Here is a 16499-nt window from a genome sequence, read left to right as displayed (position 1 = left end):
GCCATCCGGGGCCTGGCCATGAGAAGCAGGGCGGCCTGTGTAGTCGCGCTCCGCCAGCTTGCCATATGCCTCCTGAGGTCCTTCGTTTCCGGAACTACCCAGGGCGCCGGAACAGGCGGCCCAGCTCACCCACGAGGCCCCGGCGGAAGGTGAGCACGCAGAGCACGAACAGGGCGCCCTCGGCCACCAGCACCCACGAGCCCAGCTGGGCGAGGGAGTGCTCCAGCGCCACCACCAGGAAGGCGCCCACCACCGGGCCGAGCAGCGTCCCGAGCCCGCCCAGCAGGGTCATCAGGATGACCGCGCCCGAGGTGTGCCAGTGCACGTCCGTCAGCGAGGCGAGCTGGAACACCAGCGCCTTCATGCCGCCCGCGAGCCCCGCGAGGGCCGCCGAGAGCACGAAGGCGAGCAGCTTGTAGTGGTCCGGCTCGTAGCCGAGCGACACCGCGCGCGACTCGTTCTCGCGCACCGCCTGGAGCACCTGGCCGAAGGGCGAGTGCACCACGCGCTGAAGGAGCAGGAAGCCCCCCAGGAAGACGGCGAGCACGGTGTAGTACAGCGGCAGCATCGCCTCGAGGTCCACCACGCCGAACAGCAGGCCGCGCGGCACCGCCTGGATGCCGTCCTCGCCGCCCGTGAAGGGGGCCTTGAGGTAGTAGAAGTAGGCCATCTGGGCGAGCGCCAGGGTAACCATGGCGAAGTAGATGCCCTGGCGCCGGATGGCGAGCGCCCCCACGACGAGCCCGTAGCCCGCCGCCACCGCGGTGCCAAAGAGGACGGCGCCCTCGGGCGGCCACCCCCACACCTTGGCCGCGTGCGCCGTGGCATAACCCGCGGCGCCGAAGAAGAGCGCATGCCCGAAGGACAGGAGCCCCGCGTAGCCGAGCAGCAGGTTGAACGCGCACGCGAAGAGCGCGAAGCACAGCGCCTTCATCAGGAACACCGGGTAGACGCCGGTGAAGGGCGCGAGCGCGAGCAGGCCCGCCACCCCCCCCACGGCAACCCAGCGCGGCGGCCGCCTCATGCCGTCCTCCCGAAGAGCCCCGAGGGCTTGACGAGCAGCACGAGCGCCATGACGGCGAAGATGACCGTGCTCGAGGCCTCCGGGTAGTAGACCTTGGTGACACCCTCGATGAGCCCGAGGGCGAAGCCGGTGAGGATGGAGCCGAGGATGGAGCCCATGCCGCCGATCACCACCACCGCGAAGACCACGATGATGAGGTCGGCGCCCATCAGCGGGCTGACGCGGTAGATGGGCGCGGCGAGCACTCCCGCGAGCGCGGCGAGCGCCACGCCCACCCCGTAGGTGAGCGTCACCAGCCGGGGCACGTTGATGCCGAAGGCCTGCACCAGCGCCGGGTTCTCGGTGGCCGCGCGCAGGGTGGCGCCCAGCCGGGTGCGCTCGATGACGAACCAGGTCGCCAGGCACACCACCCCCGAGAAGCCCACCACCCAGGCGCGGTAGCGCGGCAGGAACATGAAGCCGAGCGCGTAGCCCCCGCTGAGCCACGCGGGCATCTCGTAGGGCTGGCCCGAGCTGCCGTACTGGTTCTGCAAGAGCCCCTGGACCCCCAGCGCGAGCCCGAAGGTGAGCAGCAGCCCGTAGATGGGATCCATCCCGCCCAGGCGCTTGAGCATCGTGCGCTCCACCAGCGCTCCGAGCAGTCCCACCAGGAGCGGCGCGAGCACCAGCGCGCCCAGGTAGCCCACCCCCGCGAGGGTGAGCAGGAACCAGGCCGCGAACGCGCCCAGGGTGTAGAACGCGCCGTGGGCGAAGTTCACCACCTGGAGCAGGCCGAAGATGATGGCCAACCCCAGACTGAGCAGTGCGTAGAACGAGCCGTTGATGAGCCCCACCAGGAGCTGGCCGAGCAGCGCCTGCACGGGGACGCCGAAGACGGTGGGCATGGCGCGCGCTCTACTTCTTCACCAGCGGGCACTCGCTCTGGGCGAGCGGCTTGAAGGCCTGCTCCGCGGGGATCGTACGCACCAGCTTGTAGTAGTCCCAGGGCTTCCTGGACTCGCCGGGCGCCTTCACCTCGTAGAGATACATGGGGTGCAGCTTGCGGCCATCCGCGCGGATGCTGCCCTTGCCGAACAGCGCATCCTCCGTGGGCAGCTCCTTCATCCGCGCCACCACCGCGCGGCCGTCCGCGTCACTGCCGAGCGCCTGCACCGCCTTGAGGTAGTGCAGCACGGACGCATAGACGCCCGCGTGTCCCATGTCGGGCACCCGGCCCCCGTTGCGCTCGGCGAAGCGCTTGGAGAAGGCGCGCGTCTGCTCGTTCGTGTCCCAGTAGAAGGGACTCGTCAGCCGCAGCCCCTGGGCCGTGGGGAGCCCGAGCGCGTGCACGTCGGAGATGAACACCAGCAGGCCCGCGAGCTTCTGTCCTCCCTCGGTGATGCCGAACTCGCGCGCCGCCTTGATGGCGTTGATGGTGTCCCCGCCCGCGTTCGCCAGGCCGATGATCTTCGCCCCGCTGGACTGCGCCTGGAGCAGGAAGGAGGAGAAGTCCGCGGTGTTGAGCGGGTGGCGCACCGAGCCGAGCACCTTGCCGCCGCTCGCCTTGACCACGTCGGACACGTCCTTCTCCAGCGACTGGCCGAAGGTGTAGTCCACGGTGAGGAAGAACCAGGTGTCGCCGCCACTCGCCACCACCGCGCTGCCGGTGCCGTGCGCCAGCGCATAGGTGTCATAGGTCCAGTGGATGGTGTTGGGCGAGCACGCCTTTCCCGTCAGCTCCACGGTGCCCGCGCCGGAGTCGAGCAGCACCTTGTTCTTGCCCTTGACGATCTCGCTGACCGCGAGCGCCACCGAGGACGTGGGCACGTCCACGATGACGTCCACCTTGTCCACGTCGAACCACTGGCGCGCGAGGTTCGCGCCAATGTCCGGCTTGTTCTGGTGGTCCGCGGCGACGATCTCCACCGGCGTGCCGTTCACCTTGCCGCCAAAGTCCTCCACCGCCATCCGCGCGGCGAGCACCGAACTCTGGCCGCTCATGTCCGCGTACAGGCCAGACTGATCATTGAGCACGCCAATCTTGATGACCTTGTCGGTCATTCCAGCGGACGGAGGCGCGGGCGTGGGGACAGGCGCCTTGGTCGGAGCCTGGGCCGGAGGCGGCGTCCTGGCGGGGGGCTTGGGCTGGGCCAGGGCGTGGGAGGGCAGCGCGGCGGCCAGCAGGCTCGCGAGCGCCACCAGCTTCGAGGTGCGGGAGGAGGTCATGGGTGCTCCGGGTCGGGGGAAGGAGTGGGGCTCACGCCCCGAGGTAGCTCTCGAGCCGGCTCCGGTTGGACTCGAGCTCGGCGCGGGAGAAACGGTCGATGATGCGCCCGTGCTCCATCACGAAGTGCTCGTCCGCGAGGGCACTGGCGAAGCGCAGGTTCTGCTCGACGAGCAGGACGGTGAAGCCCTCCTGCTTGAGCCGGCGCAGGGTGTCGCCGATCTGCTGGACGATGACGGGGGCGAGTCCCTCGGTGGGCTCATCGAGCAGGAGCAGCCGGGCGCCGGTGCGCAGGATGCGGCCCAGGGCGAGCATCTGCTGCTCTCCGCCGGACAGCTTCGTGCCCGGACTGCGCAGCCGCTCGCGCAGACTGGGAAAGAGCTCGAGCACGGCGTCGCGCGTGAGGCCGCCCGGGCGCACCTGGGGCGGCAGCATCAGGTTCTCCTCCACGTCGAGGCTCGCGAAGATGCCGCGCTCCTCGGGGCAGAGCGCCATGCCCAGCCGGGCGATGCGGTGCGAGGCGAGCCGGATCGTCTCCTGGCCCTCGAGCCGCACCGAGCCCTCGCGCCGGGGCACCATGCCCATCAGCGTGCGCAGCGTGGTCGTCTTGCCCGCGCCGTTGCGCCCGAGCAGGGTGACGAGCTGGCCCGGACGCAGCTCCAGGTCCACGCCGTGCAGGATGTGCGACTCGCCGTACCAGGCCTGCAGCCCCGAGACAGTGAGCAGCGCAGGGGAAGCCGGGGCCTCAGACATGCTCGGCCCCCAGGTAGGCCCGTACCACCTCGGGGTGGCGGGACACCGTGGCGTAGTCGCCCTCGGCGAGCACCTCGCCGCGCGCGAGCACGGTGATGGTGTGGCACAGGCGGGCCACCACGCCCAGGTTGTGCTCCACCATCAGCACCGTGCGCTGGGCGGCGACCTTCTGGATGAGCGAGGCGATGCGGTCCACGTCCTCGTGGCCCATGCCGGCGGTGGGCTCGTCGAGCAGGAGCAGCTCCGGCTCGAGCGCCAGCGTGGTGGCGAGTTCGAGCGCGCGCTTGCGCCCGTAGGACAGCTCCGCCGCGAGCAGGCCCTCGTGACCCGCGAGGCCCACCGCGTCGAGCAGCTCGCGCGCGCGGGCGTCATAGGCACCCAGCACCCGCTCCGAGCGCCAGAAGTCGAAGGACGCACCGCGCTGCCGCTGGAGCGCCACGCGCACGTTCTCCAGCACGCTCAGGTGGGGGAAGGTGGCGGAGATTTGAAAGGAGCGCACGAGGCCCCGCCGGGCCACGGCCGCGGGACGCGCGCGGGTGATATCCCGGCCCTGGAAGAAGATGCTCCCCCGCGAGGAGGGCAGGAAGCGGGTCAGCAGGTTGAAGCACGTCGTCTTGCCCGCGCCGTTGGGGCCGATGAGCGCGTGGATGGTGCCCCGGCGCACCCGCAGGTCGACGCCCTTGACCGCGACGAAGCCCGCGAACTCCTTCGTCAGTCCCCGCGTCTCGAGCAGTACCTCGTCGGCCATGGCCATCCCTCGACGGAGGAATATGGATGGGGAAGTCCCGTCCAGGCAAGCCGCGCGGCGGAAAAGGGAAGAGCGGAAAGCTGGCCGGAAAATCCCCTCGCCGCCACCGTGCCGCCGCCTCGACGAAGGCCCCCGGAGCCGGTGTGCGCGCCCGCACGGATATTCATGCCGAGTCAGTTCCCCTGGTGCGAACCCACGCCCGGCGCGCTCAAGGCCCGGCGGATTGCGGCGGACGGCCCTGCTCCTTCGCCACCGGCAGATAGCACTTGCCCTCGTACTCGGCCCGGTCCTCGGCGCACGGGGGCTTCTGCGCGAGTTCCACCCAGCACCCGCCGTTGATCTCCACCTCGAGCTGATGCCGGGTGTTGCAGGGCGCCTTCTTCTGGTTGCGGAAGGGCTGTCGGGGCGGTGGGTAGGCGATGGCCTGTCCGGCGGCCTCCCCGGTGTTGATCAAGGACGGAGCCTCCAGGGACATCTCCACCGTGGGGCGGGGGCGCTCGGGCGGAGGGGCACCGGCGGTGACGTGGAACCAGACGCCGAGGCCCAACACGAGCACGGCGGCGCCCGCGAGGACGGGCAGGGACTGGCGCGCCCGGCGGGGCTTCACGGGCCCGGCCGCGAAGTGGGCGTGGAGCCGGGGACTGTCCTCCACGCGCCGGAACGCGGCGCTCATCAACACGAGCAGGTCGGCCACCTGGGTGGGGGGAGCGAAGGGCGGAGCCTTCTCGACCGTCAGCGACACGTCGGGGGAGCCCTGCTCGCAGGAGAGGCCAAGCCGCCAGGGACCCTCATGCAGCCAGTACACCCGGCCGCTCGGCCGCAGCGTCACGGCCGGCTGGCCCGTGTCCACATGCCGCGACTCATAGAGGTGCCCCAGTTCGGGCCCCACCTCGCCGAACTTCCCGCCGAGCCGGAACGGCCCCACTCGCTCGTGCCGCGGGTCCTTCTCGTCCGCCACCTGCTGTCCCCTCGTGAGGGCGCACCGATGCGCCAGCCGCGCAGGGAAGCGGATTCAACCATTCGAGTCAAGACGAAGGACGCGTCCTGTTGGGTGACACGAAACGGCTCAGGCCACCGCCGAGGGGCGCTCCCGAGTCACGGGCAGCAGCAGGACGAAGCGGGCGCCCCCCTGGGCGCGGTTCTCCGCGAAGAGCGAGCCGCCGCTGCGCATGACGTACTCCTGGCACAGGGCCAGCCCCAGCCCCGTCCCCTTTCCGGGCGGCTTGGTCGTGAAAAAGGGATCGAACAGCCGCGGCAGCACCTCCGGGGAGATGCCCGGACCGTTGTCCTCCACCTCCAGACGCACGACGCCCTCGAGCCATCGCGCGCCCACGGCGATCCGGACCTGTCGCGCGGGTTGGGCCGACTCCACCGCGTCCACCGCGTTGATCAGCAGATTCAACATCACCTGCACCAGGTGCCGATGGCCCAGCCGCACCCCGGGCAGTTCCTGCGCGAGGCTCATGCTCACCTCGCCCCGTCCGCCCAGGCGGACCGACACCAATCGCCGCGCCTCCAGGAGGGCTTCTTCCAGGCGCCCGCTCTCCTCGGTCCCGTCACCGGCACGAGCGAAGCCCTTGAGATCCATGACGATCTGCTGGATGCGCAGCACGCCCTGCCGCGTCTCGGACAGCACCTCGCACAGCTCCTCGCACTCCAGGGACCTGCCGCCGCGTGCCTCCCGCTCGAGGAAGGCCAGGTTGGACTTCACATAGGCCAGGGGGTTGTTCACCTCGTGCGCGACTCCGGCGGCGAGCTGCCCCACCAGCACCAGCCGCTCCATCTGGGCGCGCTCGCGCTCGGCGCGCACCCGGCGGCGCTCGCTCTCCGCGAGTTGTTCCAGCGCCTGGAGCCGGGCGCGCTGGGCCTCGCGCTCCGCATCGCCCTGGCGCCGGTAGGTGCGCGTGCCGAAGAGGGACAGCAGCGTGAACATGGCGAAGCCCGTCAACTGCATGATCATCAGGCGCGTGGACACGCCCCCCATCGTGTCCAGGAGCACCACCGCGCCCAGGGTCAGCACCCCCCCCAGCACCGTGGGCAGCCAATCATCCGGGTTGAACATGGCGATGAGGCAGGGCAAGGCGCCGAACACCTGGAAGTAGGGACTGGCCGGCCCCCCGCTCAGGTGCACGAGCAGGGTCGCGGCCACCAGGCCGATGAGCACGGAGCTCAGCCTCGTGCCCCGGGGGGACATCCAGCCCCGGCCCAGGGCCACGCCGAGCCCCGCGAAGCTCGCGCTGCACCCGAGTTGTAGCGCGAGCAGCGGCCAGGTGATGTTCTCGTCCACCACACAGTAGAGGACGAGCCCCACCAGGAAGAAGGCCGCGCACACGAAGGCATTCTTGCGCTGCACCCGGAGCAGGGCCTTCGACTCGGAGGGAGGGGGGCTCATCGGCGGCCATGACGCTACCGCCCGCCTGGACGCCGCGGGACGATGCCGCGGAGCGTCGACCTGTCGATCATCTTCCAGGAAACAGACGCGCGGGAACTCTGGGTAAAGCGCGGCGAAGGGATGAGGTTCATTCATCCAATCATGTGAGGAGCGTGACCGCGAACGGTCGGTTCCCCGAGGGCTCTTCGCGCTCCGTCCGGCTCTCACAGGACCCCTCGTCACATCCGCCGTGACGGCCGTCCATTGGGGAGAAGGCCCCTGGCTTGGCCAAGGCGGTCAGGGAAACGGGCCCTGCACAATGCCGTGTCATCAAGCATGTGCATCGCCAATCATCCAAATGTAGGGGGAGTTTTCCATAATGCGTGCCAATACCGTTATCTATTCCCACCCTCGTGAGGAGATCGTGAACTTCCGTGCGGGTGATGGCAAGCCATTGAATCTCATCCGGGTCCGAGGCTCTCCCGCTCCAGTCAGGGGGCCGGTGATCCTCGTGCATGGCGCCGGCGTGCGCGCCAACATCTTCCGCGCCCCCATTCGGCGGACACTCGTCGATACGCTCGTCGCCGACGGCTACGATGTCTGGCTGGAGAACTGGCGGGCCAGCATCGACGTGGCGCCCAACGAGTGGACGTTCGATCAAGCGGCCGTCCATGACCACCCCAAGGCCATCGAGACGATCGTCCAGAAGACGGGCTGGAACGAGGTCAAGGCCATCGTCCATTGTCAGGGCGCGACGAGCTTCATCCTCTCGGCGGTCGCCGGGCTGCTGCCCCAGGTGAAGCTGATCATCAGCAACGCCGTCTCCCTGCACCCGGTGATGTCGCGCGCCACGTGCCTCAAGCTGCGCCAGCTCGTCCCCCTGTTCTCTCGGTGGACGTCCTACCTGAATCCCCAGTGGGGCCTTGGGCCCGAGGGCCTGATCCCCCAGGCCGTGACCCTCCTGGCGCGAGCCACCCATCACGAGTGCGACAACACCGTGTGCAAGATGGTGAGCGTCATCTACGGCCTGGGCCATCCCACGCTCTGGAGTCACGAGAACCTCAATCCGCAAACCCATGAATGGGTGAAGCAGGAGTTCGCCCAGGTTCCCCTCTCCTTCTTCCGGCAGATGCTCGAGAGCCTGCGGGCGGGCTACACCGTTCCCGTCGAGGGCTACCGGGAGCTGCCCCAGGACGTGGCCCTGCGCCGTCCCCAGACGGATGCCCGGTTCGTCTTCATGGCCGGCCGCGGCAACCGGTGCTTCCTCGCCGAGAGCCAGCGGCGCTCCTACGAGGCCATGTCCCGCTACCGGCGCGGCTACCACTCGCTGCTCGTGGTGCCGGGCTACGGCCACCTCGATGTCTTCATGGGCAAGAACGCGCCCTGGGACATCTTCCCCCTCATCCAGGCCGAGTTGAACCGGCCCGTTCAGGAGCGCGCATGACGATGAACGAAGATCGAGAAATCCAGGACACCGCCCCCGAGCTCTTCTTCCGCGAGACCATGTCGGGGGGGCTGGCGCTGGGAACCACGGACCCCCGCCAGGGCGCCGCCCGGGGCCGGCGCACGCCCTTCACCTTCCACGCCACCATCCTCGTGGACGACGTGGAGGCCTTCGTCGAGAACCCGGCGCACACGGCCCGGCTGCTGGCCCGTGCCTCCTATTCGCCCTTCGGCCAGGAGCTGCTCGTGGAGCGGGGGCGCTTCAACCTGTTCCGGCCCGGAGACACACCGGGGATCCGGTTGATGACCTATGGCCTGCCCTTCGTGAGCGGAGGGCGCGCGTATTACCTGTCGGGCACCAAGACCGTCCGTGACGACCATGGCTGGGACCTGTGGCGCGACACCACCCGGCTCTCCTGCCGGCTCCACGAGGGCGAGGACGAGCGCGGCCCGCTCGTGGGCGCGGGAGTGCTCTCGCTGGGGCTCCGGGATCTGCTCGCGCTCGTGGCCTCCATGGGTTCCCGCCTCCCGGAGCCCATGGGTCTCCAGACCCGGCTGCGCTTTGGCGAGTTCTTCCTCGGCTCCCTCTGGCGGCTCTACGCCCCCCGGGTGCTCGCTCCCCGGCACGCGGGCCAGCCCTTCATCCCTATCTCCCCGCGAATGGAATTCCCATGAGTCCGAGACAACAACGACGAGAACATTTCGATGTCATCATCGTGGGGTCTGGCTTTGGCGGCTCGGTGATGGCCTGGCGGCTGGCCGAGGCGGGCCTGCGTGTCTGTCTCCTGGAGCGGGGCAAGGCCTATCCCCCCGGCTCGTTCCCGCGCAGCCCCTATGGCATGCGCCGCAACTTCTGGGATCCCCACCAGGGGCTGCATGGGCTCTTCAACATCTGGTCCTTCCCCGGGCTCGCGGGCGTGGTGTCGAGCGGGCTCGGCGGGGGCTCGCTCATCTACGCCAACGTGCTGCTGCGCAAGGACGAGAAGACCTTCGTGCGCGAGTCTCCCCGCCACGAGGGCTACGAGTACTGGCCCGTCAACCGCGAGGAGCTGGAGTCACACTACGACGCCGTGGAGAAGATGCTCGGCGCCCAGCGCTACCCGTTCAATCAGGAGCCCTACCGCCGCACCGCCAAGACGATCGCGATGAAGCTCGCCGCCGAGCGCATGGGGCTCAAGGCCGACTGGGAGTTGCCGCCCCTGGCGGTGACGTTCGGCAACCCTGGACAGCTCCCCATCCCGGGCGAGCCCATCCACGAGCCCCAGGGCAACCTGCACGGGCGCACCCGCCTGACGTGCCGGCTGTGCGGCGAGTGCGACATCGGCTGCAACTACGGCAGCAAGAACACGCTCGACTACACGTACCTGTCGGCCGCCAAACGGGCCGGGGCGGAGCTGCGCGCACGCTGCGAGGTGCGCTCCTTCTGGCATGAGCGCGGCGGCTATGCCGTCGAGTACCTGGACCATTCCCAGGCCCGGGAGGGCGAGCCTCCCCCGATGCCCCTGTCCGACCAGCGGGGCAGGATCATCACGGCGGACAAGCTCGTGCTGTCGGCGGGCACCTTCGGCACCACGTTTCTGCTGCTCAAGAACCAGGCGGCGCTGCCGGGGCTCAGCACCCGGCTCGGCACGCAGTTCAGCGGCAATGGCGACCTGGTGTCCTTCGTCTCCAAGTGCGTCCAGAAGGGCAACCGGGGATACGAGCCCCGCCTGCTCGATGGGGGCCATGGCCCGGTCATCACCAGCAGCCTGCGCATTCGCGACGCGTCCCAAGGGGGCACCGGCCGTGGCTTCTACATCCAGGACGCGGGCTACCCGGAGTTCGTCAACTGGCTCCACGAAGGACTCAACCAGGCCGCCCTCACGCACCGCCTCGCCCGGCTGGGGTTCCGGCTCGCCCAGAGCTGGCTCGGCTTGAACAAGGACACCGACGTGAGCGCGGAGATCGCCGATGCGATTGGCGACTGCGTGGGCTCCTCCAGTTCACTGCCACTGCTCGCCATGGGCCGGGATCTGCCCACCGGGCGCATGTCCCTCAACGAGGCGGACATGCTGACGGTGGACTGGAAGATGCGCGGCTCGTCGGCCTACTTCCAGCGCGTGCAGCGGACCATGGCCCGGGTGGCCCGCGTGCTCGGGGGACGGTTCATCCGGAACCCGCTCAGCTACCTCAGCCGCATCATCGTCGCGCACCCGCTCGGGGGCTGCCCCATGGGCCGCTCCGTGGCCGAAGGCGTGGTGGACTCCCATGGCGAGGTCTTCAACCACCCCGGCCTCTACGTGGCGGATGGTTCGGTGTTGCCGGGCCCCACGGGCGTCAACCCGAGCCTCACCATCGCGGCGCTCGCGGATCGTTTCGCCGATCACCTCATCGAGCACTCGCGCCCCCCCACCCGCTCGCGCGTCTCCGGGCGCGAGCAGGCGGTGGCCGTCCACTGAAGGGAGGCGGCGCCCGACGCGGTGGGCTCCGGCTCACTCGTGTGCGTGCCGCGCCGCTTCCCCGGGCCGCGCCTCGTGTGACTCCAGGAGCAGCAGGGCGCGCTGCTCGAACAGCCCGGCGCCCTGTTCCCGCGCGATGTGCACGGCCCGCTCGAGGAATTCAAGTGCCCGGGCCTCGTCGCCCAGCTCCCGCCACGCCTGGGCGCCGACGCGGTACACCTCCGCCTCGAAGAAGCGCTCGCCCGTCGACTCCACCCATCGCAGGGCCTCGTTCACCGCGCGCAGGGCTTCCTGGGGCCGCCGCCGCCGCAGGTGCACCTGCGCCAGCAGGCCCACGAAGTGGGGTATCGCCGCGTGCAGGCCCACGAGGCGCCACCGGCCCAACCCCAGGCGCATCTGCGCCAGGCCCGCCTCGGGCAACTGCAGCTCGGAGAGCGCCCAGGCGCGCAGCATGCCGACCCACATCACCCATTCCACCAGCAGGCGCACCCGGTGCTCGCGCACCAGCTCGAGACAGGCCTCGGCCAGCGCGAGGGTCCTCCGCGCATCGCCCTGGAACTGACTGGCCACCGCGGAATAGAGGAGCACATAGGCGTGCGTCAGGGGATGACCGATGCGCTCGGCGAGTAGACGTGCGTCCCGGCCCCAGCGCAGGGCCCTGTCGTGGTTGCCGGCCACGGATTGGATGAGGGCGCCGTGGGCGAGCGCCACCGCGGTGGGGTCTACCCAGTGCCGCACGGCCAGGCGCATATGCTCCTCCAGGGAGAAGTCCGAGCACGCCACGGCGCGCTCCGCGTAGTCGAGTGCCTCGCGCATCCGCCCCCACATGAAGAGGATGTTGGCCATCATGCGGTAGCCCAGGACGAGCAGCTCCTGGTGCCGCTGGCGGGAGCCCACCTCCACGAGCTGTTCGCCCAGGGTGTAGGCCTCGCGGTACTCGGCGCGGCAGTAGGAATAGGAGAACGACCCCCAGTAGGACACCTCCAGGGTCGGTAGCGCGTCGCCCACGAGGGGGATCAGCTCACGCACCCGGGCGTAGGTGCGCTTCACCTCGGGGGCTCTCAAGCCGCGCACCTGGGTCAGTGGAATGCCCAGGAGGGAGAGGAGCTGCAATTCCTGCTGGGTGCGTTGGGGCGTGTCGGGTTGGGTGCCGAGCAGCGTGAGCGCCTGGTTCAGGTGGTTCACGGCCTCCTGGTTCGCCGAGCGCTGCAGGGCGCGCTGCGCGGCGCTCCGCCAATAGACGAGGGCCCGCGTGGGGACCCCGGCCTCGGTGTAGTGGTGGGCGAGCAACTCCGGCTGGGTCTGCACCACCTTGGGGAACTGCTCCTCCAGGGCCTGGGCGATCCGCCGGTGGTGGTGACGCCGGGGGCCCCGGGGAAGGGACTGGTAGGCGGCCTCCTGGAAGAGGGCATGGCGGAACTGGTAGGCGACGCCCTCCTCCACGTCTTCACTCCGCTGGAGCAGACCCGCGGTTACCAGCGCGCCCAGGTCCTCGCGCAACGAGGATGGCTCGCGCCGGGTCAGCGACGTCATCAACGTCCGGGTGAAGCCGCGGCCCACCACGGCGCAGAGCTGGGCCAGGGTCTTGAGCCGCACCGGCAGCGCGTCCAGCCGGGCCAGCAGCAACCCATTCAGGGTGAGGGGCAGTGAGGGCACGCTGCCGCCGGCGGCCACCTGATGCGTCAGCTCCTCCACGAAGAGGGGCACTCCTTCCGTCTTCTCCACCAGCAGGTGGACCGTCTCCTCCGGCAAGGCCGTTCCCGCGGCCTCGCACACCAGACGGGCCGTGAGGGGCGCTGGCAGCCGATTCAACGCCAGGTGGTGGAAGGACAGCCGCTCGGCGTGAAGTCCGGAGCCGTCCGCGTCGCGGGTGCTCGCGACGACGAGCACCCGCGCGTGCTCCATCCGGCTGAGCACCATGTCGAGCAGCTCCCGGGTGGAGGGATCCGCCCAGTGCAGATCCTCCACCAGGGCGAGCACGGGCCGCGTGCGGGACTGGTGGAGCAGCAGCGCCGTGAGCGCCTCACGGGTGCGCTCCTTTCGCTGCTCCGGCGACAGGGGGAAGCGTGGAGCGGCGCCCCCCGAGGGGAGCGAGAGGAAGGCGGCGAGGAGCTCCCGCTGCTCTTCGTCCAGGCCCCACTGCGTCAGGCGGGCGTCCAGCACGCGGCGGTTGTCCTGGGGCGAGCCCTCCGGAGCCAGCCGGAGCAGCCCCTGCATCATCTCGATGATGGGGTGGAAGGCGCTCTGGGTGTACTGGCTCCAGCATTGGCAGCGCAGGAGGATGCACGAGGACGGCGGGATTCGCTGGCGCAGCTCCTCGAGGAGCCGGGACTTGCCGAGGCCCGCCTCACCCGAGAGCAGCACGAAGGAGCCTCGGCCTTCCTGGGCCTCCTTCCAGAAGCCGAGCAGCCGGCGCAGCTCCTCGTCCCGGTCCACCAGGGGGGTGAGCGCCCCGGCGGCCAGCGTGCGATCGAAGCGGAACACCGTCTCTCGCGCGCGCTCCACCCGCCACAGCGGCATCGAGCGCGCCTTGGACAACCCCTCGAACGAGCGCTCGCCGAGGGGAGAAGCGTCGAAGGCTGGCCGCACCAGGGCATGCGTGGCCGGGCTGAGGACGACGGTGCCGGGACGGGCCTGGCGGGCGAGCCACGCGGCGATGCGGGGCGCCTCGCCCTGGATGGTGGGCGCGCGGCCATGAAGCTGAGGAAGACCGTCATCCAACACCACCGTCTCCGTATGCAGGCCCAGTTGGAGGGTGAGCCCGTCCGCGGAGAGTTCGAGCGCCGCCGCCACGGCGTGCTCGGCATCCTCCTCGTGGGCCACCGGGTAGCCGAAGCAGGCCAGCACTTCCTCCCCCATGCAGCTCGTGATGGAGCCCCCATGTGCCTGGATGATCTCCGAGCAGCGCTTGTGGAAGGTGGCCTCCAGCTCGCTCAGGTCCTCGGGATCGGACGTCTCGGACACTCCCTGCGCGCCCACCAGGAGGCAGGACATCAGCGTTACCGCCCGGCGCTGCGGCACCACCGCCCGGGGTTCCTCGCGCCAGGGACCCAGGCCCTCCTGCAGTTGGCGCAGCCGCGCCAGGAGTTGATGGGCGGAAGGCAGACGCGCCTCGGGCGCCTTCGCCAGGAGCGAGGCCACCAGGGCCTCCACCTCCTCGGGCACCTCCGGACAGCGGAGGCGCACCGAGGGCACCGGCTCGGACGAGGTGACGTGCTCGCGCAGCGCATCCAGCCCGTCGTACGGATAGGGCAGCTCCCCACACAGCAGCTCGTACAGCAGGAGACCCGCGGACCAGAGATCACTGCGCGCGTCCTGCGCGCCTCCCCGCCACTGCTCGGGGGACATATAGGCGGGCGTCCCGGCCATGGGCAGGAAGGCCGAGGCGGCATCGCCGGCGAGACGAGACCAGGCGAGCCCGAAGTCGAACAGCTTCACGCGCCCCTGGGGACTGATGAAGACATTGCTCGGCTTGAGGTCGCGGTGGAGGACGTGACGCTCGTGCGCGTGCGCCAGGCCGGCCGCCACCCCCTCCATCACCTCCAGGGCACGCCGCACGCCTGGCCGCCGCTCCCGCCGCAACAAGGACGCGAGCGATTCACCCTCCAAGCACTCCATGATGAGGAAGGGAATCCGGGGCTCCCACGAAGCGCCCACCCATTCGGCCACGTCGAAGACCCGGATGATGTTCTCGTGATCCAACCGCGCGATGGCCCGCGACTCCTGCCGCAACAGCTCCAGGGAGGAGCCATTGGCTCCGGCATCCGCCCGGGGCCGGAAGAACTTGAGCGCCACCACCCGCTGCAGCTCCGCGTCGCGCGCGCGGAACACCTGCCCCATGCCCCCCTGCCCCAGCTCTCCGAGGATCTCGAAGCGCCGCCCATCCGAGCCGCCCAGCCGTTCCCCGATGGCTGGCTTGCGGAACAAGGCGGGGCCGTCGGCCACGGCCCGCAGGAGGGAATCATCGAACTCGGAATCATCCAACCCGGCGGTCTGACTTCGTGGCGCCGGGCTCGAAGAGGGATTGTCGGTGCTGTCCGGGAGCCCATCAGCCATGCCCTACCCCCAATCGGGTTACCCCCTCCCGTCGAGGCCAGGAGCCCCGATGAGCATAAGGTAGGGGTCCACTGCCCCATGGACCAGCAGGCCCTGGCGAAGGCAGGTCCACGGTCACCCAGGCGAGTCGGCATGGGACTGATAGGGTCGGCGGCCCATGAACGTCGAACAGCTGCTGGTCCTCGCGGATCCCTCCTCCCCCTCCGTGTCCGCCCTGCGGCGGCTGGCTCCGGGCCTGCGCCTCACCGTCGGCCTCTCCGAGGAGCAACTGGCCCCGGCCATCGAGCAGGCCCAGGTGTTGCTGCTCGGCGTGCAGAAGAAGGAGGTGCTGCGCGCGCTGCTGCCACGGGCCCGCTCCCTGCGGTGGATCCACGCGCTCTCCGCGGGGGTGGAGAACCTCCTCTTCGAGGAGATCCTCCAGAGTCCCCTTCCCCTCACCAACTCCAAGGGCGTCTACAGCGGTTCGCTCGCCGAGTTCGCCCTGGCCGCGATGTTGTTCTTCGCCAAGGATCTGCGCCGCCTGGTGCGCCAGCAGCGCGAGGCGCGCTGGGAACAGTTCTCGCCCGTGGAGCTGCGCGGACAGACCCTGGGCATCCTCGGGTATGGGGACATCGGCCGCGCGGTGGCGGAACGGGCCAGGCCCTTCGGCATGCGCATCCTGGCCTGCCGGCGCCAGCCGTCGCGCAGCGCGGGGGACCCACTCGTGGACGAGCTGTTCCCCTTCGAGCGCGGGCACGAGATGATCGCCGCCTCGGACTACCTGCTGCTCGCCCTGCCCCACACGTCCGGAACGCATCGGCTGATGGGTGAGCCGGAGCTGCGCGCCATGAAGCCGGGCGCCGTGCTCCTCAACATCGGCCGCGGTAGCACCGTGGACGAGCCGGCGCTGGTGAAGGCCCTGGAGGAAGGACGCCTGCGCGGGGCCGCGTTGGATGTCTTCGAGACCGAGCCGCTCCCGGCGGGACATGCCTTCTGGCGGCTCGACAACGTCCTGCTCTCACCGCACTGCGCGGATCAAACGCCCACCTGGCGCGAGGACGCCGTGGTGCTCTTCCTGAAGAACCTCGAGCGCTTCGAGAAGGGTGAGCCTCTGCTCAACGTCGTCGACAAGGCGGCGGGCTACTGACGGACTACATCTCGTCCGCCGACTGCATCACCTTGCCGTCGAAATCCTCGCGGACCCGTACCAGGATGCTGGGGCGCCGGAAGCACCCGGTCCGGTCCGTGGGCGGATCGAGCAGGTCCAGCGCGTCATCCTCGAACCCGATGACCGTGCGCCGAGGGCTCTCCACCGGAAGCGTCGAGGGGCGCACGGCGACATCCTCGAACCGGATGATCGTCATCCGAGGGCTTTCCGCCGGGGCCACGTTCTCCGCGCCCTGGGCGGGCAGCTGTCCGGACAGGGCGAGTGGGAGCACGGCGAGCAGCGTCTTCATCGGGCGGCCTCCTCGGAAGGTCCCCTC

At 70.1% G+C, this 16499-nt stretch carries 13 protein-coding genes; 4 read left to right on the top strand and 9 right to left on the bottom strand.

Annotated features, from left to right (window positions below; all coding sequences use genetic code 11):
• Window positions 1–94: 94 nt before the first annotated feature.
• The 7 genes from F0U63_RS20080 to F0U63_RS20050 all read right to left on the bottom strand — a co-directional run bounded on the left by F0U63_RS20080 (window position 95) and on the right by F0U63_RS20050 (window position 7120).
• On the bottom strand, window positions 95–1024 hold the full coding sequence (locus tag F0U63_RS20080) for a branched-chain amino acid ABC transporter permease (protein WP_395847540.1): 930 nt from the start codon (window positions 1022–1024) through the stop codon (window positions 95–97).
• Window positions 1021–1908 (bottom strand): branched-chain amino acid ABC transporter permease, encoded by an 888-nt coding sequence (locus F0U63_RS20075; RefSeq protein ID WP_395847539.1) that lies wholly within the window; start codon window positions 1906–1908, stop codon window positions 1021–1023. Before F0U63_RS20075 ends, F0U63_RS20080 begins: the two co-directional genes overlap by 4 nt.
• Window positions 1909–1918: 10 nt before the next feature.
• The gene (locus F0U63_RS20070; protein WP_395847538.1) at window positions 1919–3229 is read right to left on the bottom strand and encodes an ABC transporter substrate-binding protein; all 1311 of its coding nucleotides are present in this window, start codon (window positions 3227–3229) and stop codon (window positions 1919–1921) included.
• Window positions 3230–3260: 31 nt separating this feature from the next.
• Window positions 3261–3980: an ABC transporter ATP-binding protein gene (locus F0U63_RS20065; protein WP_395847537.1), complete on the bottom strand. Its 720-nt coding sequence runs from the start codon at window positions 3978–3980 to the stop codon at window positions 3261–3263.
• Complete coding sequence (locus F0U63_RS20060; RefSeq protein ID WP_395847536.1) at window positions 3973–4728, bottom strand: ABC transporter ATP-binding protein; 756 nt, start codon at window positions 4726–4728, stop codon at window positions 3973–3975. The genes F0U63_RS20065 and F0U63_RS20060 overlap by 8 nt, the downstream gene beginning before the upstream one ends.
• 208 nt (window positions 4729–4936) lie before the next feature.
• Complete coding sequence (locus F0U63_RS20055) at window positions 4937–5686, bottom strand: hypothetical protein (protein WP_395847535.1); 750 nt, start codon at window positions 5684–5686, stop codon at window positions 4937–4939.
• A gap of 108 nt (window positions 5687–5794) precedes the next feature.
• Window positions 5795–7120: a sensor histidine kinase gene (locus F0U63_RS20050; protein ID WP_395847534.1), complete on the bottom strand. Its 1326-nt coding sequence runs from the start codon at window positions 7118–7120 to the stop codon at window positions 5795–5797.
• A gap of 403 nt (window positions 7121–7523) precedes the next feature.
• Between F0U63_RS20050 and F0U63_RS20045 the strand changes: the two genes are divergently transcribed.
• The 3 genes from F0U63_RS20045 to F0U63_RS20035 are packed head-to-tail and all read left to right on the top strand — an operon-like array spanning window position 7524 to window position 10980.
• A complete protein-coding gene (locus F0U63_RS20045; RefSeq protein ID WP_395847533.1) occupies window positions 7524–8543 on the top strand; it encodes an esterase in 1020 nt (339 codons plus the stop codon).
• A complete protein-coding gene (locus tag F0U63_RS20040; protein WP_395847532.1) occupies window positions 8540–9217 on the top strand; it encodes a hypothetical protein in 678 nt (225 codons plus the stop codon). Before F0U63_RS20045 ends, F0U63_RS20040 begins: the two co-directional genes overlap by 4 nt.
• Entirely contained in the window at window positions 9214–10980 is a 1767-nt protein-coding gene (locus tag F0U63_RS20035) for a GMC oxidoreductase (protein WP_395847531.1), read from the top strand. Before F0U63_RS20040 ends, F0U63_RS20035 begins: the two co-directional genes overlap by 4 nt.
• A gap of 33 nt (window positions 10981–11013) precedes the next feature.
• Here F0U63_RS20035 and F0U63_RS20030 read toward each other — a convergent pair whose 3' ends face one another.
• The gene (locus tag F0U63_RS20030) at window positions 11014–15036 is read right to left on the bottom strand and encodes a protein kinase (protein ID WP_395847530.1); all 4023 of its coding nucleotides are present in this window, start codon (window positions 15034–15036) and stop codon (window positions 11014–11016) included.
• 157 nt (window positions 15037–15193) lie between these two features.
• Here F0U63_RS20030 and F0U63_RS20025 point away from each other — a divergent pair, with 157 nt between their 5' ends.
• On the top strand, window positions 15194–16162 hold the full coding sequence (locus F0U63_RS20025) for a D-2-hydroxyacid dehydrogenase (protein WP_395847529.1): 969 nt from the start codon (window positions 15194–15196) through the stop codon (window positions 16160–16162).
• Between the two features lie 4 nt (window positions 16163–16166).
• On the opposite strand, the gene F0U63_RS20020 is transcribed toward F0U63_RS20025, so the two are convergent.
• The gene (locus F0U63_RS20020) at window positions 16167–16472 is read right to left on the bottom strand and encodes a hypothetical protein (RefSeq protein ID WP_395847528.1); all 306 of its coding nucleotides are present in this window, start codon (window positions 16470–16472) and stop codon (window positions 16167–16169) included.
• Between the last annotated feature and the right edge of the window lie 27 nt (window positions 16473–16499).

Source organism: Cystobacter fuscus (genome assembly GCF_044360685.1).
Classification (GTDB): Bacteria; Myxococcota; Myxococcia; order Myxococcales; family Myxococcaceae; genus Cystobacter; species Cystobacter fuscus_C.
The sequence above is the reverse complement of the archived record's forward strand: the minus strand, read 5'-3'. Positions and strand labels throughout refer to the sequence as shown.